Annotated in this window: 21 protein-coding genes; 18 read left to right on the forward strand and 3 right to left on the reverse strand. The window is 42.5% G+C overall.

Annotation, left to right across the window (positions count from 1 at the left end; genetic code table 11):
* Positions 1-15 precede the first annotated feature (15 nt).
* From paaB to paaX, 11 genes are all read left to right on the forward strand, one after another.
* Positions 16-375, forward strand: a complete 360-nt coding sequence (gene paaB / locus N9I19_RS05385) for a 1,2-phenylacetyl-CoA epoxidase subunit PaaB (protein WP_034314912.1) — start codon at positions 16-18, stop codon at positions 373-375.
* Positions 365-1165 (forward strand): 1,2-phenylacetyl-CoA epoxidase subunit PaaC, encoded by an 801-nt coding sequence (gene paaC / locus N9I19_RS05390; protein WP_317777192.1) that lies wholly within the window; start codon positions 365-367, stop codon positions 1163-1165. Before paaB ends, paaC begins: the two co-directional genes overlap by 11 nt.
* 25 nt (positions 1166-1190) lie before the next feature.
* Positions 1191-1688 carry a 1,2-phenylacetyl-CoA epoxidase subunit PaaD gene (gene paaD / locus N9I19_RS05395; RefSeq protein WP_176432024.1) on the forward strand — a complete coding sequence of 166 codons (498 nt, stop codon included), beginning with the start codon at positions 1191-1193 and terminating at the stop codon, positions 1686-1688.
* A 20-nt stretch (positions 1689-1708) separates the two neighbouring features.
* Positions 1709-2014, forward strand: coding sequence for an EthD family reductase (locus N9I19_RS05400; protein WP_098372584.1), 306 nt, complete (start codon positions 1709-1711; stop codon positions 2012-2014).
* Positions 2011-2787, forward strand: coding sequence for an enoyl-CoA hydratase/isomerase family protein (locus tag N9I19_RS05405; protein ID WP_089364442.1), 777 nt, complete (start codon positions 2011-2013; stop codon positions 2785-2787). Before N9I19_RS05400 ends, N9I19_RS05405 begins: the two co-directional genes overlap by 4 nt.
* A 10-nt stretch (positions 2788-2797) precedes the next feature.
* Entirely contained in the window at positions 2798-3571 is a 774-nt protein-coding gene (locus tag N9I19_RS05410; RefSeq protein WP_317777193.1) for an enoyl-CoA hydratase-related protein, read from the forward strand.
* Positions 3572-3594: 23 nt separating this feature from the next.
* A complete protein-coding gene (locus N9I19_RS05415) occupies positions 3595-5112 on the forward strand; it encodes an aldehyde dehydrogenase family protein (protein WP_317777194.1) in 1518 nt (505 codons plus the stop codon).
* A gap of 120 nt (positions 5113-5232) precedes the next feature.
* Positions 5233-6105, forward strand: a complete 873-nt coding sequence (locus tag N9I19_RS05420; protein WP_061461914.1) for a 3-hydroxyacyl-CoA dehydrogenase — start codon at positions 5233-5235, stop codon at positions 6103-6105.
* The gene (locus N9I19_RS05425) at positions 6102-7313 is read left to right on the forward strand and encodes an acetyl-CoA C-acyltransferase (RefSeq protein WP_317777195.1); all 1212 of its coding nucleotides are present in this window, start codon (positions 6102-6104) and stop codon (positions 7311-7313) included. The genes N9I19_RS05420 and N9I19_RS05425 overlap by 4 nt, the downstream gene beginning before the upstream one ends.
* Before the next feature lie 56 nt (positions 7314-7369).
* Complete coding sequence (locus N9I19_RS05430) at positions 7370-8146, forward strand: enoyl-CoA hydratase-related protein (RefSeq protein WP_317777196.1); 777 nt, start codon at positions 7370-7372, stop codon at positions 8144-8146.
* A gap of 85 nt (positions 8147-8231) precedes the next feature.
* A complete protein-coding gene (gene paaX, locus N9I19_RS05435) occupies positions 8232-9113 on the forward strand; it encodes a phenylacetic acid degradation operon negative regulatory protein PaaX (RefSeq protein ID WP_155727507.1) in 882 nt (293 codons plus the stop codon).
* 98 nt (positions 9114-9211) lie between these two features.
* Here the strand turns inward: paaX and N9I19_RS05440 are convergent, their stop codons facing one another.
* On the reverse strand, positions 9212-9724 hold the full coding sequence (locus N9I19_RS05440) for a gamma carbonic anhydrase family protein (protein WP_289320894.1): 513 nt from the start codon (positions 9722-9724) through the stop codon (positions 9212-9214).
* A gap of 80 nt (positions 9725-9804) precedes the next feature.
* Here N9I19_RS05440 and N9I19_RS05445 point away from each other — a divergent pair, with 80 nt between their 5' ends.
* A complete protein-coding gene (locus tag N9I19_RS05445; RefSeq protein WP_317777197.1) occupies positions 9805-10770 on the forward strand; it encodes an NAD(P)H-dependent flavin oxidoreductase in 966 nt (321 codons plus the stop codon).
* Positions 10771-10962: 192 nt separating this feature from the next.
* Complete coding sequence (locus N9I19_RS05450; protein WP_317777198.1) at positions 10963-11568, forward strand: DedA family protein; 606 nt, start codon at positions 10963-10965, stop codon at positions 11566-11568.
* A 44-nt stretch (positions 11569-11612) separates the two neighbouring features.
* On the opposite strand, the gene N9I19_RS05455 is transcribed toward N9I19_RS05450, so the two are convergent.
* Positions 11613-11789, reverse strand: coding sequence for a YjcZ family sporulation protein (locus tag N9I19_RS05455; RefSeq protein ID WP_317777199.1), 177 nt, complete (start codon positions 11787-11789; stop codon positions 11613-11615).
* A 215-nt stretch (positions 11790-12004) separates the two neighbouring features.
* On the opposite strand from N9I19_RS05455, the gene N9I19_RS05460 reads away from it, so the two are divergent.
* The 5 genes from N9I19_RS05460 to N9I19_RS05480 all read left to right on the forward strand — a co-directional run bounded on the left by N9I19_RS05460 (position 12005) and on the right by N9I19_RS05480 (position 16510).
* Positions 12005-12748 (forward strand): metallophosphoesterase family protein, encoded by a 744-nt coding sequence (locus N9I19_RS05460; protein WP_317777200.1) that lies wholly within the window; start codon positions 12005-12007, stop codon positions 12746-12748.
* 98 nt (positions 12749-12846) lie between these two features.
* Positions 12847-12975, forward strand: a complete 129-nt coding sequence (locus tag N9I19_RS05465; RefSeq protein ID WP_317777201.1) for a hypothetical protein — start codon at positions 12847-12849, stop codon at positions 12973-12975.
* Between the two features lie 207 nt (positions 12976-13182).
* On the forward strand, positions 13183-14109 hold the full coding sequence (locus N9I19_RS05470; protein WP_284471585.1) for a cation diffusion facilitator family transporter: 927 nt from the start codon (positions 13183-13185) through the stop codon (positions 14107-14109).
* Between the two features lie 294 nt (positions 14110-14403).
* Positions 14404-15093 carry a response regulator transcription factor gene (locus tag N9I19_RS05475; protein WP_061461922.1) on the forward strand — a complete coding sequence of 230 codons (690 nt, stop codon included), beginning with the start codon at positions 14404-14406 and terminating at the stop codon, positions 15091-15093.
* Positions 15083-16510 carry a HAMP domain-containing sensor histidine kinase gene (locus N9I19_RS05480; protein WP_317777228.1) on the forward strand — a complete coding sequence of 476 codons (1428 nt, stop codon included), beginning with the start codon at positions 15083-15085 and terminating at the stop codon, positions 16508-16510. The genes N9I19_RS05475 and N9I19_RS05480 overlap by 11 nt, the downstream gene beginning before the upstream one ends.
* Before the next feature lie 59 nt (positions 16511-16569).
* Here N9I19_RS05480 and spx read toward each other — a convergent pair whose 3' ends face one another.
* Complete coding sequence (gene spx, locus N9I19_RS05485; protein WP_284471583.1) at positions 16570-16965, reverse strand: transcriptional regulator Spx; 396 nt, start codon at positions 16963-16965, stop codon at positions 16570-16572.
* Between the last annotated feature and the right edge of the window lie 15 nt (positions 16966-16980).

Below are 16980 nucleotides of genomic sequence, written 5' to 3' on the forward strand. Positions count from 1 at the left end.
AGGGGGAAGGACGATATGGAAACTAGGCAAGGAAATTACTTTGAAGAATTTGAAGTATTCAGCCGTAAAACGCAATCATCACCCGTTCAATACCACTTCAGCCTGCTCGCCCCGAATGAGGATATCGCCATCATGATGGCACAAGAAAACTTCATGAGACGTGAAGCGGTTGATGATATCTGGGTCGTGAAAAGACGGAATATACGGAAAATGACGGCCGAGGAAAAGAAAACGCTTCAACGTATCGATAATAAAGACTACAGGACCACAAAAGGGTACGGGTATTTAAAGAAAAAATGGAGGAAGTATGAGCAGGGAATGCTCGATGAAAAAGAGATAATGTCTTGGGCTGGAGGTGTGAAAAATGAGGAATGAATCATTGAAGGACATCGCAATCAAGGAATTGCTGCTTCATCTGGCGGACGATGACTTCATCCATTCATACCGTGGTGCAGAATGGTTGGGACTCGCACCGCATATCGAAGAAGATGTTGCATCCGCCTCGATATCCCAAGACACGATGGGGCATGCAGCCATTTATTATAAGTTACTTGATGAACTCGGTGAAGGGGATGCGGATAAGCTGGCTCATGACCGTCCCGCCAAGGAACGGCGCAATGCGATCATTCTCGAATTGGTCAATGGTCCTGGTTACTATATGAAAGACCCGGATTATGATTGGGCGTTTGCGGTAGTGCGGAATTATTTTTATACCCAAGCCAAAGCAATTAAGGTTCAGTCCCTTCATTCATGTTCATATGAACCGCTTGCTGAAGTGGCACAAAAGGTACAAATGGAACTTTACTATCATTTGATGCACTGGAAAACCTGGTTCGTCCAATTGCTGGGATCTGGTCACGAAGAAGCGGCTTTGAGAATGAAGGCTGCGATTGAGAAAACGATGCCGGATTTCGCTGGCGTATTTTCACTTGGACAATATGGTGAGGAAATGGTGGAGCTTGGCTTGATAGAAGGCGAAGCTGACTTACAGAAGAAGTGGATCGAGGCTATCACCCCAATTTTTGAAAGTGTTGGCTTGGCAGCAACAATTGAAATAGGCATGGCAAGAGGTGATGGTCGTAATGGCCAGCATACGGAGGATTTGGAAAAGGCGTTAGAAACGTTAAGCGAAGTGTACGCTACAGATAGAGCAGCTTCATGGTGAATCAATAGAAAAGGGGAGGGGTATCATGTCGACCGTACAGTTAAACACAGAAGAAATATATAAACTCCTGGAAGACGTTAAAGATCCCGAAATCGATACAGTAAGTATTCTGGATTTAGGGATGGTTGAAGACGTGACGGTTTCAGGCCAGGACGTTTCGGTAAAAATGCTGCCAACTTTTCTTGGGTGCCCGGCATTGTCAATCATTCAAAAGAATGTGGAAACAGCCCTTCGACAGCTGCCTGCCGTAAAAAATGTAAGTGTGGAATTTTTACGTTCCCCTTCCTGGACATCCGATCGAATTACGGAAAAGGGGAAAGCTGGATTGAAGGTTTTCGGAATATCCCCTCCTCCTCGACAAATGAAAAGTGATGGATCATGGCATGTGGATTGCCCATATTGTGAATCTACATATGTCACGATGGAAAATATCTTCGGTCCAACGGCCTGCCGCAGCATTTTATATTGTAAGGCATGCAAAAATCCGTTCGAAGCGATGAAACCGATGATAAAAATAATCTAATAAAATGGAGGTTTTCTAAAATGGTAAAACTAATCGCCCTTTATAAACAACCTGAAAACAAGGAAGAATTCGATGAGCACTACTTCAATGTACATGGTCCGATAACGGAAAAAATTCCTGGTCTTCAAAAAATGGAGGTCACTAAAATAGTCGGGACACCGATGGGCAAAGACTCTGAGTATCACATTCTTTGTGAAATGTATTATGAAGACCATGATGCACTGCAAAAAGGAATGCGTTCTCCTGAAGGCAAAGCATCAGGGAAAGATTTAATGGGCTTTGCCGGGAAACTTGTAACGATGATGATCGGCGAAGAAATAAAATGAATGCGCTTCAATTCATTGAAACGTCAATCGCGGATGGCATTGGTTATATCTCTTTAAATCGGCCGAAGCAACTGAATGCCCTTAACAGGAAAATGGTTAGGGAAATAGTTTCAACCATGGAAGAATTCGACCGGGACACACAAGTGAAGGTGATCTTGCTATCGGGAAATGGGAAAGCATTTTCCGCTGGAGCTGATATTGACGAGATGGTGAACGACAATCCAATCAGTATGGAGTTAACGAACCAATTTGCCGATTGGGATCGAATAAGCCTAGTCAAGAAGCCTGTGATTGGTGCGGTGAAAAGTTTTGTATTCGGTGGTGGTTTTGAACTTGCTTTATCCTGCGATTTCTTGATTGCCGCCAGCGATACCCAGTTTTCCTTTCCGGAAGTGACACTAGGGGTCATGCCTGGTGCAGGGGGGACCCAAAGGTTGACGAAATTGGTAGGGAAGACGAAGGCACTTGAATGGATATTGACGGCTGAAAGGATAAAGGCAAAGACAGCCCTGCAATATGGTTTCATTAATAAGATTGTTGCTCCTGAATTGTTAATGGAACAAGCGGTTGATTTTGCTAGAAAGATAGCGAAGCAACCCCCGTTAGCTGTAAGGCTGATTAAAGAATCCGTCAATAAAGCCGTTGATTACCCCTTATATGAGGGCATGCAATTTGAACGGAAGAACTTCTATATTCTTTTTGCATCAGAGGACCAAAAAGAAGGAATGAAAGCATTTGTAGAAAAAAGAGAGCCGGATTTTACAGGCGGATAAGGGGTGCTCTATGTACGAAACCATTAAATATAGGGTTGAAAATGGAGTGGCTTGGCTTACTTTGAACCGTCCTGATAAACTAAATGCCTTTACGTCCCAAATGAATAAGGAAATACAGAAAGCGATCAAAATATCTGCGGGGTCAGATGAAGTGCGGGCCATTATCATTACAGGAGAAGGCAGGGCCTTTTGTTCGGGGCAAGATTTATCGGATGTTGATGAGGGCATGAATTTAGGCCAGATGCTGCGCGAAAACTACGGTCCGATGATGCAGCAAATAGCAAACTGTGAAAAACCGATCATTGCAGCAGTCAATGGAGTGGCTGCAGGGGCTGGCTTCAGCCTGGCACTGGCATGCGATTTCCGGCTTGTTTCCGAAAAAGCCAGTTTTTTAAATGCTTTTGTCAATATCGGATTGATACCTGATTCGGGGAATCTGTATTACCTTTCGCGGATCGTTGGTCATGCGAAAGCCTTGGAATTATCTTTATTGGGGGAAAAGGTCACGTCTAGCGAGGCGAAAAATATCGGGCTCGCTACAAAAGTGATCGGTGTGGAAAAATGGAATGAGCAATTGAAAGCCTTTGCTGAGAATATCGCAAACAAACCAACGAAAGCAATCGGTTTAATCAAAAGATACTTAGAGGCGTCCTATCACCTTTCATTGGACGAATACTTAAAAGAAGAAGCGGAGGGTCAGCGAATTGCTGGCTTAACGAAGGACTATGCAGAAGGTGTGGCAGCATTCACTGAAAAAAGGAAAGCTCAATTCATAGGCAAGTAATATAGAAAAGGGAGTGGGATTACATGGTTAGAGTTCAAGAGGCGGCATTTGAAAAAGCGGAAATGAAGCGTGATTATTATCATCTGATCATTAATGGAGAAAGAGTGGAAAGCTCTGATGGTACCACGATTGATGCGTACAATCCTGCAACTGGTGAAATCATTGCCAAGGTTGCCAAGGCTACAAAGGAAGATGCAGAAAAAGCTGTTCAAGCTGCACGTGAAGCATTTGATAACGGGAAATGGAAGAAAACTCCGATTAATAAACGGTCTCGTGTTTTGAACAAAATTGCAGCAATCATGCGTTCACGCTTTAATGAATTGGTAGAATTGGAGGTTCTGAACAGCGGCAAATCCATTTCTGCAGCACAAGGCCAAGTCATGCAGGCAATTGAAGATTTCGAGTTTTATGCAGGCGCTTTAGTTGCACACCGCGGATCTGTCAATAATGTACCTGGTCAATTCCATAACTATACGGAAAAAGAGCCAGTAGGTGTTTGTGCTCAAATCATTCCTTGGAATTACCCTATGATGATGGCAGCTTGGAAAATTGCACCTGCAATTGCAGTTGGCTGTTCAGTCATTGTCAAGCCAGCTTCGTTAACGCCGCTGACTGCCATTGTATTAGGGGAAATCTGTTTAGAAGCTGGTGTTCCTTCCGGTGTGGTCAATGTCATTCCAGGTCCTGGATCGGATGTAGGGAATTACCTTGTCGAGCATCCGAAAGTGAATAAGGTGGCCTTTACAGGTTCTACGCCAATCGGCAGGGATCTCATGGGCAAAGCTTCACAAACATTAAAAAGGGTGACATTGGAGCTTGGCGGAAAGTCCCCTAATATTGTCTTTGAAGACGCGGACCTTGAAGCAGCTATCGATGGATCACTATATGGAATTTTCTACAATACTGGGCAATCTTGCGAAGCTAGATCCCGTTTATATGTACACGAAGAGATATACGATGAGTTCGTTGCCAGATTCGTAGAAAAAACAAAGAAATTGAAATTGGGCAATCCACTCGACAAAGAAACACATGTTGGTGCAGTCATAGATCAAGGGCAATTGGATGTCATCGACAATTATGTACAATCTGCCATTGCTGATGGAGCGGAAATCCTGACAGGAGGAAAACCAGCGGTTATTGAAGGCTTCGAAAGCGGTTATTGGTATGAGCCGACGGTCATAGCGAATGTCAATCATGAAATGAATGTAGTGAAAGAGGAAATATTCGGACCGGTCGTTGTCATTATGAAATTCAAAGATGAAAAAGAGGCCGTAAGACTCGCGAATGATACCGAATTCGGTTTGGGGTCAGCGCTTTGGACAAAGGATGGCGGGCGTGCGACTCGAGTGGCAAATCAAATCGAAGCGGGAATCGTCATGGTGAATTGCCCATTCTCCGCATTTCCTGGAACACCATTCGGAGGCTATAAACAGTCAGGATTCGGCCGGGAACTTTGTATTGAAACACTTGATCTTTATACAGAAACGAAAAGCATCATTTCCTATCATGGTAGCCGTCCCTTAAATCCCTTTGGAATTTAATAAAACATAAAATAGGCGGCTGGCTGAACGGTATGTCGGAGAAGTAATTCAGAAATGGATGAATGCTGATCTGATTCACGGTAGCCAGCCCCTATTTATTTTTGAAGGAGGAATGAACGAATGATTAGAAATCTAGTGATTGTCGGATCTGGTGTCATGGGCAGGGGAATAGCCTATGTAGGAGCAACAGGAGGCTTCAATGTAGTATTGGTGGATGTGAATCAAGATGCACTGGAAAGTGCAAGAATAGAGATCGATACCATTTTTGAGAAGGGTGTGCGCTACCAAAAAATCACCCAGGAAGAGGCGGCAGCAGCAAAAAGCAGATTTTCGTATTCTTCCAATTTGAAAGAATCAGCAGCATATGCCGACTTAATCATAGAAGCAGTTCCGGAAAAGGCAGAAATTAAGAGAGCCGTCTTCGAAACGATTGAAGAGCACGCAAAAGAGGACTGCTACTTTGCAACCAACACTTCGACGATGAGCCCTACGGAGATTGGTTCTTATGGAAAGCGTCCCGAAAAAACGATTGCCATGCATTTTTTCAATCCTGTACAAAAAATGCCACTCGTTGAAATTGTACGTGGTCTTGAAACCAGCGATGAAACGGCAGCCATAATAAAAGAGGTTGCCGGGAAAATGGGAAAAGAAACCGTGGTCATTAATGAATTCCCTGGGTTTGTAACCAGCAGGATCAGCTGTTTGGTTGGTAATGAAGCGTTCTTTATGCTTCAAGAAGGTTTAGGTACACCAGAAGAAATCGATAAGGCAATAAAGTTAGGGCTGAATTACCCAATGGGACCATTTGAGCTAGGTGATTTGGTGGGATTGGATGCCCGTTTGAATAATTTAAAATATTTACATAGTAAACTTGGTGAAAAATACCGCCCGGCCCCCCTTCTTGAACAGTATGTTAAAGCTGGCAGGCTCGGCCGTAAGACAGGTAAAGGTGTGTACGATTATACAAAAGATGGCGAGCTGGTGAAGAAATGAAGGATGTTGTGATTATTGATGCTGTGAGAACACCAATCGGAAGATATAAAGGAGCTTTGAAAAGCGTTCGCCCGGATGACCTCGGTGCAATTGTAATCAAGGCGCTGACCGATCGCAATCCAGAGCTGCCGCCAGATCAAATTGAAGATGTCATCTTCGGGAATGCAAATCAAGCAGGAGAGGATAATCGCGATGTGGCCCGGATGTCCGCCCTTTTAGCTGGTCTTCCGGTGAATGTGGCTGGAACGACAATAAATCGTTTGTGTGGATCAGGACTGGATGCCGTCATGTATGCTGCACGCTCCATTGCTGTAGGTGAAGGCGATATTTATATCGCAGGCGGTACCGAAAGCATGACAAGGGCGCCGTACGTCATGGCCAAACCTGAGAGTGAATTTCCGCGGGGGTCAATGGAGCTTCAGGATACAACGATCGGATGGCGCTTCACGAATGAGAAACTTAAAGATATGTATGGCACGGATTCGATGCCTCAAACGGCTGAAAATGTCGCCCGGCGTTTTTCGGTTTCAAGGGAGGACCAAGATCAATTCGCGTATCAAAGCCAGCAAAAAGCGAAAAAAGCAGTGGAAAATGAGCGTTTCATTAATGAAATCGTACCTGTTCGATATACGGATCGTAAAGGGAATGAAGTCATTGTCGAGAAGGATGAACACCCTCGTCCTGACACGACCATCGAAAAGTTGGAAAAACTCAAACCGATCTTTAAAGACGGCACTATAACGGCCGGTAATGCTTCAGGCGTAAATGATGGAGCCTCGGCATTACTTTTGATGAGTGCAGAAAAAGCACGGGAGCTTGGATTGAAACCTCTGGCCAAATATGTTGTAGGGGCGGTAGCGGGATTAGAACCGTCCATTATGGGCCTTGGCCCGATTCATGCCACTAAAAAAGCATTGGACAGGGCAAGCTTGACGATTGAAGACATCGGGCTAGTGGAATTGAATGAAGCATTTGCTTCCCAATCCTTGGAGTGCATCCGCCAATTGAAATTGGATCAGGAGAAAGTGAATGTCAACGGCGGGGCAATAGCGTTTGGCCATCCGCTCGGTGCAAGCGGGGCGCGTATTTTAACAACACTTGTTCATGAAATGAAAAAGCGGAATGTACGATATGGTCTTGCAACGATGTGTGTCGGTGTCGGCCAGGGGATATCCGCCATTATAGAAAATATTGAAAATGATGGATGATGGCCCTTATTAGTTGTGCTTGCATAAGGGGCATATTTAAAAAAGGGGGAAGACACATGTCAAATGTCATTTATAAAGTGGAAAATCAAATCGGCTATATAACAGTGAATCGACCCGACGTATTGAATTGCTTCGACTATGGGACACTTTCTGAACTGCAGGAAGTCATCGATGCAGTTTATGCCGACGACGATATCCGTGTAGTCATTTTCACGGGTGCAGGGGAAAAAGCATTCAGCGCAGGAGCGGATTTGAAGGAAAGGAAGACTTTGTCTGATGCGGAGGTAAGAAGGAACGTTAAATCGATTCGGGATGTTTTTAATAGTATTGCAGGGCTACCGCAACCAACGATAGCTGCCGTCAATGGATATGCATTGGGGGGAGGATTTGAATGGCTGCTTTCATGTGACTTTGCAATTGCTGCAGAAGGTGTTTCTTTGGGGCTCACTGAAACTAGCTGGGCCATTATTCCTGGAGCAGGCGGTACACAGCGGCTGCCTAGGTTGATTGGGGAAATGAAAGCGAAGGAATTAATATTCACTGCTAAAAAATTGACTGCGGAAGAGGCATGTCGATTAGGGATCCTTTTGAAGGTCGTGCCAAGGGATCAACTTATGTCAGTCTGTGAGGAATTGGCAGCCGATATCATGAAAAATGGGCCGATTGCAGTCAAACAAGCCAAATATGCGATTACCCAAGGAATGAATACAGACTTGCAAACTGGAATGGCCATAGAGGGAAAAGCCTATGAATTGACCATCCCGACTCAAGACAGATTGGAAGCACTCCAAGCATTTAGTGAACGAAGGAAAACGCATTTTACGGGTAAATAATATTGCGGTTTCATTTTAAAAAGATATAATAATAATTATGTCGTCCGTGTGAAATTAGTAACAATGTGAGAATGAGGTGAGAAAAATAGGAACTAATACGCAATCCATGATTTTTACGATTTACGGCGATTATATCCGTAACTATGGAAGTAAAATCTGGATAGGCAGTTTAATTCGGTTATTAAAGGAATTCGGTCATAATGAGCAGGGCGTACGTGTAGCCGTTTCACGAATGGTCAAGCAAGGGTGGATTCAGTCTGAGAAGCAGGGAAATAAAAGCTATTACTTTTTGACCGATCGCGGTGTACAGCGAATGGATGAAGCGGCCAATCGCATATATAAGATGAAACCAAATGATTGGGACGGAAAATGGCGTGTCTTAATGTACACGATTCCTGAAGATAAGCGGCAATTACGGGATGATTTCCGTAAAGAGTTAATATGGAGCGGGTTTGGCAGTTTTTCCAGTGGTTGTTGGATTTCCCCTAATGATTTGGAGAAACAAATCCATCGTTTGATCGAGAAATATGACATTAATGAGTATGTAGACTTTTTTATTTCGGAGTACAAGGGCCCAAAAGAAAACCAATCACTTGTCGAGAAAAGCTGGCATTTAGAAGAGATTGAAAATAAATATGAAGAATTCATCGAGAAATACAGCAAACAATTCATCGTTCATCAAAGCATCATTAGCAGGGGGGAAATGTCCGATGCTGATTGCTTTGTGGAACGAACGAACTTGGTGCATGAATACCGTAAGTTTTTATTTATCGATCCGGGCCTGCCAAAGGAACTGTTGCCTTCAAAGTGGAACGGGAATCATGCTGCTCTTTTATTTAGCCAGTATTATCAAGTCTTGGCTGAACCAGCTAGCCGTTTCTTTGAAAGCGTATTTCAGGAAAACAATGATATATGCCGGAAAGACGAAACCTATGATGCTAAAGATCATCCTCTTATCATCAAGTGAAAAAGAGCTTCAGCCAGTTGCTAATGACGACTTGCCGAAGCTCTTTTCTACATTATTATAGTCAACTAAAGACAACGGGGAAATTCCCTTTGTGATAATTATTCAAGTATCCCTTTGAAGTCCTTTCCTTTTTGAACATATGTATCAATCGAAAGTTGGATCAATTCAAGATCTTTATCATTCAATCTGCGAACCACTTTCCCTGGCGAGCCAACAACCAGCGAACGTGGAGGTATGCTTTTCCCGGAGGAAATCAATGTATTCGCCCCGACAATGCATTCCTCGCCGATTTCTACATTATCCAATATCGTTGAACCCATACCGATAATGGATCGTTTGCCAATTTTACAACCATGTAGGATAACGTTATGACCGACAGTCACTTCGTCTTCAATGACAACTGGGCATCCTTCAAATAAATGAATGGTGGAATTATCTTGAATACTGCATTTTTCTCCTATTGTGATTGAATCTTCATCACCGCGCAGAACGGAGTTAAACCAAATGGTTGATTCTTTCCCAATCGAAATATCACCGATTAAATGAGCGCCGGGTGCAATGAAAACGGTTTCGTGAATAGAGGGTTTCTTATTATTGTACGGAATAATCATAGTCTCGCTCCTTTTGAAAAAGTCAGAATTGTTTTTCTAATGAGTATAGTATAACATTAATTGGACAGGGAGGGATTAAAGTGAAATATATTTGTGGACTTTTTTCAATAAAATACCCAATTATTCAAGGCGGCATGGGGAATATAAGCAATGCAAGTCTTGCGGCAGCAGTATCCAATGCAGGGGGCCTAGGGACAATAGGGTGCGGTACCATGAATCCCGAACAGGTAGAAGCCATCATTCTCGAAACCAAAGGTAAAACCAATAACAATTTCTCATTGAACATTCCAATCAATGTTAGTCCATATACAGATGAGTTAATCAATCTTGTCTTTAAGCATGATATACCTGTAGTATCCTTATCTGCAGGAAATCCTGCCCCTTTCATTCCATTATTGCAAAAAAAGAATATAAAAGTGATAGCCATCGTTGCATCGGTCAAGCACGCGCAAAAAGCGCAAGCTGCAGGGGCGGATGTGTTGGTTGCAGAAGGGTTTGAAGCTGCCGGCATCAATTCGAACCTGGAATTGACGACCTTTACACTCATTCCGCAAATTAGCAAGCATGTGACGCTGCCAGTTTTGGCAGCTGGCGGAATCGGCAATGGACAGGGGGTGGCAGCTGCATTGATGCTTGGAGCTTCAGGGGTCCAGTTGGGAACCAGGCTGATCGCTACACAAGAGGCACCGTTCCATCCATCATATAAACAGAAATTAATCGATGCGATGGGTGATGATACGTTTATATTGGGCAGATCCGTTGGACAGGTCAGAAGAGTATTGAAGGACCCATACACGGAAAAAGTTCTGGATTTGGAAAAACAAGGACTGTCCCCTATGAATTATCGTGAAATGACCTCAGAAGTCCATCATATTAATGGTGCAATGAACGGGGATGTTAACAATGGTTTTATGAACAGCGGCCAGGTTGCCGGATTGATTGACAATATACCCACGGTTAAGGAATTACTTGATGGCATGATGAAAGATGCAAAAAAACAAATGGAGGATGGATTGAGTAGGCTTTCCACCCCCTTTATGATTTGAGAACTAGCGGAAGGGACCAATTTGATCATTATTGATTCCCATGGTAAACTACCGAAAACTTACATTATGGAAGATTGTGAGTGAATTTGTGATACAATGGAAAATGAACTTTTTGAAATCATGGGGTGCCCGTATTCAATTTGGGAGTACCCCTTTTCATATGTAATAAAAGGTAGAAAAGGGGAAACCTCCATGGAAACTTTAATAATGGATATGATTGAAGCGTTTAAATCTTTATCCTATTTCGGTGTGTTGCTAGCTTTGACTTTTGAATTCATTCCTGCTGAAATAGTCTTGCCACTAGCCGGATACTGGGTTTATCAAGGTGATATGAATCTATATTTGACTATACTTGCCGGTTCGCTTGGTGGGGTAACGGGCCCATTGACGCTTTATGCTTTAGGTAAGTATGGCGGGAGACCGCTTGTATTAAAGTTTGGGAAATACTTTTTGATCAAAGATGAGCAGTTGAACAAGGCTGACCGCTTTTTTGAAAGGTATGGTGGGGGAATTGCCTTCTTTGGACGGTTTGTACCAGGAATTCGTACCGCTGTCTCGCTGCCATGCGGAATATTGAAAATGAGTATTTGGAAATTCATTTTATATACCTATATGGCGATGCTTCCTGTTACAAGTGTTTATGTTTATCTAGGGTATAAGTTAGGACCGAAATGGGAGCAGGCAGGAGCCATCTTTTCACAATATGCTAATTTCTTGCTTATCCCCATCGCACTTATACTTATTTGGTTCATTATGAAGACTCAAAAACAAAGACAAAAACTAAAAGTCAATCAATGACAAAGAAGGCGCCATGATCAGGCGCCTTTTTCATTATGCCAATATTAGCAGAATCCACCGTAGCCGCCACCGTAGCCGCCACCATAGCCGCCACCACCACCGCCGAATCCCCAGCTGCATCCAATGATAATTAACAAGATAAATAATACGATCAGCAGTGCAAACCCGTTATCGAAACCGCCGCAACCGTCGTCACAACATTCATTTCTATGTCCACCCATTCAATTTCCTCCTCATACATATTATGGAATTGCATACCTAGCAAAACATCTTACCGGGAATACTTCATACTATGTATTATAGGCCGAAGTGTTTGCTTATTCATAAAAAATGGGCGTCGGCAAATCAGGGGAATAAGCCCGAATATTTTTTTGATTTCGTTTAAAATGTTATAATATACCATGCGGATTATGGGGGAAGGGAGCTGAACTTAGTCATGAAAGTGGCCATTATAACGGATGTGCATGGTAATGCTTCAGCGTTAAAAGCCGTTTTAAGAGTTATTGATCAAAGGGACGATATAGATCATATCTATTGTTTAGGAGATATGGTTGGGATTGGCCCGGATACAAATGAAGTCCTTGAGCTATTATTTGCACGAAATGATTTGTCGATGATAACTGGAAATCATGATGAAGCGGTCCTGGCCATCATTAACGGGGAGCCGCATCCGGACGGTCATATTCATGTAAAGGAGCATCATGAATGGATAGCTGAAAGAATGCATCGGAATTTCATAACCAAACTGGAGAAATTGCCTCGTACCATACAGCATATCATTAATGATCACTCCGTTTACTTCACACATTATCACATGGAATCGAAGAAATTGGATGAGCACATAAGCCATAATCCTTTTAGTAAAATCGTTGAACCGAATTTAAATAACTTAGAAATGCTATTTAAAGATCATCATCACGATTTAATTGGATTTGGACATCATCACCCTATCCATCTTTTTAGAAATGACCGAACGATATTCCTTAACCCAGGATCTCTTGGCTGTAATGGTGAACCAGTTGCTCCTTATGCCATTGTTACGATTGAAAGTAAAGGTATACAGGTTAAGCTTGAAAAAGTAAACTATGATAATTCATCGTTCCTGTTATCGTATAAAAGCTTACAAGTTCCCGAGCATGAATTCATTATCCGGGCCTTCCATGGCGGACAACAGGCCTAATACGTTAATAATTGATGAAATATGGGGAAGTGTTGAGCATAAAGGTACATGCCTGGGGATACGATAATAGCAAAACATGATGAAGCTGGAGGTAGGGTATGAAGGAAAAAGAACAGGTAAGTCAAGAGCAAGAAGTTAGGGAACGGCACAATCTTGTCTGTAATAATGAATTGTTTAATAAAGATTTATACGCCATTGTCGATGATACGATGCAAGAGGAAGGGTAAACTGGAAAAAACGCTGCAGAATTCTCTGTAGCGTTTATTTTTACTTTAAAATGGTTGAAGGCAGATTCTTGATTTACACAAAACGGTCACGGCCAACCTATTTTCTGCACTCTTATTACAGCAGTGAACCGCGAACTGAATCATTTGAAACCATTCTGGATTTATCCCATACTATATATAAGTTTCAAATCCGAGAGGAGGAATGGCATGGGACATCATCATGGTCACTCCGATGAACATGGGCACGGACACCACCATCATTCTAATAATAAAAAAGCATTGTTGGCATCCTTCTTATTAATCTCAACATTTATGGTAGTCGAGGTTATTGGGGGATTCATGACAAATAGTCTGGCTTTACTGTCGGATGCAGGTCACATGCTTAGCGATGCGGCAGCTTTAGGACTTAGTTATACAGCGATAAGGTTGGGGGAAAGGAAAGCGACATCGTCGAAATCGTATGGATATAAACGTTTTGAAATAATTGCTGCTTGCTTGAATGGATTGACCTTGATCGTTATATCCGTATTCATTTTCATAGAGGCAATTAAGAGGTTCGTGGATCCCCCTGAGGTGCAAAGCTTGGGAATGCTAATGATTTCAATCATCGGCTTACTGGTCAATATCATTGCGGCTTGGATTTTAATGAGCGGAGATAAGGAAGACAATTTGAATGTACGAAGTGCTTTTTTACATGTAATTGGTGATATGCTTGGATCGGTAGGTGCAATTGCTGCCGCGCTCTTGATTTATTTTTTCGATTGGGGAATAGCAGATCCGATTGCGAGCGTCATAGTTGCGGTTTTAATTATTATCAGTGGTATTAGGGTAGTGAGGGATTCTTTCCATATTTTAATGGAGGGCACACCCGACCAAGTCGATATGGATGAAGTGAAAGCATCCTTGCTGGAATTGGCCAGTGTTTCCGAAGTCCATGACCTCCATATCTGGACGATCACCTCTGGTTTTTTGACAATGAGCTGCCATGTTGTCATAGATGCGAGCGGTAATCACGATGCAGTTTTAGCAGAAGCGCAAAAACTTCTTCACGATCAGTTTGGCATTGAACATAGCACGATTCAAGTGGAAAGACAGGAAGTAGGCTGTCCGAATCCACATGAGACATGTAATTGAAAAGGGCTGGCTCATGTTTGAGTCAGCCTCTTAAGAGTGGTTTGTACAAGCAACTTTATATCCCTTTCCATAAGACTTTTACAGAATATTTAGAAGCCAATCCTGTTAAAATGAATCGAGATGATTGTAGATAATAAGTTATGGAAAATACTAAGTAAAAACATCGGTGAATTTTACTGCGAACATAATCCTGACACATTAAAAGGGTAAGATTGAGGGAAAAAGCTCTGATGATTTTAATAATTAGCATATACAAAATTGTTCAACTATAATTCAGGAAGGAGGAATCCTTATATGAAGAAAATTCTTGTAGTAGAAGATGAAATTGCCATATCCATGGTATTGAAAGCATATTTGGAGCGTGAAGGTTTTAATGTAGTCCAAGTATACGATGGACTAAAGGCCATTCCGGTTTTTGAAGAAACAGAGCCAGACCTTATCCTGCTTGATGTCATGCTGCCTGGTAAGGAAGGCTGGGATATATTGAAGGAAATACGGGAGGAAGATACATGTCCGGTTATCATGTTGACTGCACTTACCGATGTCGATTACAGATTATCGGGATTTAAGTCAGGTGCGGATGATTACATCTCCAAACCATTTGTTGCCGAAGAAGTCGTGGCCCGGGTGCATGCCGTTTTAAGAAGATCCTCATCGGTTGTTGCAGAAGGTGATCATGTACATGAGTTTGGGAGTTTAACCATCGATGATCAGTCTTATATGGTGCATTTGGATGGGGAAGAAATTAACTTGACGCCGCGTGATTTGTCGCTGCTCATTTTTTTCGCAAAGCACCCTAATCAAATTTTCACGAGAGAACAGCTGCTCGATCAAGTGTGGGGCATGGATTATGATGGCAGTGACCGTGCGGTGGACCTGGCTATCAAACGAATCAGGAAGGCGATAGATGCATGGCCTGTAACTGAGGGGGAAATAAAAACATTGCGTGGATTGGGGTATCAATTGAGTGTCTATGAAAACTAAAAAAAGAACCACTTTACAACGCTATTGGACTAAGAGATACGTATTGACCTTGATTTCAGGTTTGATATTATTGTCTGTTTTTTCCTTGTGGTGGATGGAAAAAACAGCTTTGGAATATAGGCTTAGCCTGCTTAAGTACTTAGCTGATGAAACATCCGATCGGGCGATAAAGGAAAATGGTCAGATTGTCGTTGGTCCGGTCCTTTCGGAGATTGTTGAGGAAAGGGAGAAAATCCTTCATCTGAACCAACAGCCAATCATCTATATTGTCGACCCTGAAGCCAGCATCATTTATACGATGCCTCAATTGTATATCGATCCGGATGATAATAAACTCCCAGACGTCATTATGAAAAATAGGGAGTTAGTCCAGAAGGTCAAGATTTCCGACAACAAAGTATATGTCGTCAAATCCCCCATTACGTTTAACGATGAGACGAGAGGTTGGGTCGTCATTGCACAGGAAGAAGGGGCATTGAAGGAAATCAACCAAGATCATGGCTTGTTGGCGATCATGATTGGAGGCCTTCTAGTTCTGGGGACGGGAGTCATTTATTTTCTTTCCAGGCAGATTTCGCGGCCAATCCAAGATGTAGCTAACGCCGCTGTCCAGGTTCGAGAAGGCAACTATGATATCCATTTCAAAGAGGAAGAGGAAATCAAGGAAGAAGAAATTTATGAACTGATAGAATCGTTTAAGGAAATGACCAATCGATTGAAGGTCATGGAGAAGTTGCGGGCGGAATTGCTTGCAGGTGTAACCCATGATTTGAAAACGCCAGTCACTTCCATTAGCGGACTTATACAAGCGGTTAAGGATGATGTCGTTACGGGAGAGCAAAGTAAGGAATTCCTCGATATTTCTTTAAAGGAAACTCAACGTCTACAAGGTATGATAGAGGATTTACTTAATTATAATGCCATATCGGCAGGTGCTTTTAAAATTCGGGTGCAGAAAGAGAATATCAATATATTCATCAAGGAAATCGCCTATCGCTGGCAAGTGACCCAGGATGATCAAGCGTTCGCTTTTGATATAAAAGTTCCTGATGAACCGGTCTTTGGTCAAATTGACTCATTGCGGATGCAGCAAATCGTCATTAACCTTTTGAATAATGCCAGGCATGCACTTGATGGCAACGGGGAAATAGTGATTCACCTTTATGAAACGGGTGAAGAACGAATCTGCATTGATGTACTGGACAGTGGCCGGGGAATCCCAAAACATGAACAACAATATGTGTTCGAACCATTCTATCGAGGTGAAAACAAAAAGTTGAAGGTACGCGGTTTAGGTCTGGGACTGCCATTCAGTAAGATGCTAGCAAAAGCGCAAAAGGGAGATCTTATGCTTAAGGAAAGCAATGAACAAGGCACCACCTTCACGATCGTTATAGAGAAAGCGGATCAGATATAAAAAAAGGGTTGTCCATTATCGGACAACCCTTTTTATGGTACTGTGTACATGCTAACTGATTAAGCCAATTGGCTGATTGCATGCCATAACTGTACATGACGGACCTGCCTTGGAAGGAAACGTCCCATTTCTTCTTCGTTATATCCAGCATGCAAGTTCTTATAGTCGAAAATAATCGGACGGCGAAGTAAATCCGGGTTATCTTGAATAAGCTTGCAAAGATCATTAAGTGGTGTACTATTTATATCGATATTCAGGCTTTTGAATTTTTTGGAACGGGTTGAGATGATTTCATCTGTTCCGCCTTCCGTTTTACGTAAAATCTCTTTTATTTCTTCAATAGAAAGAGGTTGGGAATATAGGTTGCGTTCATTGTAGGAAATTTCGTTTTTCTTAAGCCAAGCTTTTGCTTTACGACAGGCTAAACTGCTTGGAGTAGTATAAATTGTTACCATTTAAAATCGACTCCT

Origin of the sequence: Peribacillus sp. CSMR9 (assembly GCF_033141925.1) — a bacterium.
Lineage (GTDB): Bacteria > Bacillota > Bacilli > Bacillales > DSM-1321 > Peribacillus > Peribacillus simplex_A.

Bases quoted from the DNA above. Each gene is read 5' to 3' on its own strand.
- paaB (WP_034314912.1), top strand. From the start codon at position 16: ATGGAAACTAGGCAAGGAAATTACTTTGAAGAATTTGAAGTATTCAGC.
- paaC (WP_317777192.1), top strand. From the start codon at position 365: ATGAGGAATGAATCATTGAAGGACATCGCAATCAAGGAATTGCTGCTT.
- paaD (WP_176432024.1), top strand. From the start codon at position 1,191: ATGTCGACCGTACAGTTAAACACAGAAGAAATATATAAACTCCTGGAA.
- N9I19_RS05400 (WP_098372584.1), top strand. From the start codon at position 1,709: ATGGTAAAACTAATCGCCCTTTATAAACAACCTGAAAACAAGGAAGAA.
- N9I19_RS05405 (WP_089364442.1), top strand. From the start codon at position 2,011: ATGAATGCGCTTCAATTCATTGAAACGTCAATCGCGGATGGCATTGGT.
- N9I19_RS05410 (WP_317777193.1), top strand. From the start codon at position 2,798: ATGTACGAAACCATTAAATATAGGGTTGAAAATGGAGTGGCTTGGCTT.
- N9I19_RS05415 (WP_317777194.1), top strand. From the start codon at position 3,595: ATGGTTAGAGTTCAAGAGGCGGCATTTGAAAAAGCGGAAATGAAGCGT.
- N9I19_RS05420 (WP_061461914.1), top strand. From the start codon at position 5,233: ATGATTAGAAATCTAGTGATTGTCGGATCTGGTGTCATGGGCAGGGGA.
- N9I19_RS05425 (WP_317777195.1), top strand. From the start codon at position 6,102: ATGAAGGATGTTGTGATTATTGATGCTGTGAGAACACCAATCGGAAGA.
- N9I19_RS05430 (WP_317777196.1), top strand. From the start codon at position 7,370: ATGTCAAATGTCATTTATAAAGTGGAAAATCAAATCGGCTATATAACA.
- N9I19_RS05440 (WP_289320894.1), bottom strand. From the start codon at position 9,724: ATGATTATTCCGTACAATAATAAGAAACCCTCTATTCACGAAACCGTT.
- N9I19_RS05450 (WP_317777198.1), top strand. From the start codon at position 10,963: ATGGAAACTTTAATAATGGATATGATTGAAGCGTTTAAATCTTTATCC.
- N9I19_RS05455 (WP_317777199.1), bottom strand. From the start codon at position 11,789: ATGGGTGGACATAGAAATGAATGTTGTGACGACGGTTGCGGCGGTTTC.
- N9I19_RS05460 (WP_317777200.1), top strand. From the start codon at position 12,005: ATGAAAGTGGCCATTATAACGGATGTGCATGGTAATGCTTCAGCGTTA.
- N9I19_RS05465 (WP_317777201.1), top strand. From the start codon at position 12,847: ATGAAGGAAAAAGAACAGGTAAGTCAAGAGCAAGAAGTTAGGGAACGG.
- N9I19_RS05470 (WP_284471585.1), top strand. From the start codon at position 13,183: ATGGGACATCATCATGGTCACTCCGATGAACATGGGCACGGACACCAC.
- N9I19_RS05475 (WP_061461922.1), top strand. From the start codon at position 14,404: ATGAAGAAAATTCTTGTAGTAGAAGATGAAATTGCCATATCCATGGTA.
- N9I19_RS05480 (WP_317777228.1), top strand. From the start codon at position 15,083: ATGAAAACTAAAAAAAGAACCACTTTACAACGCTATTGGACTAAGAGA.
- spx (WP_284471583.1), bottom strand. From the start codon at position 16,965: ATGGTAACAATTTATACTACTCCAAGCAGTTTAGCCTGTCGTAAAGCA.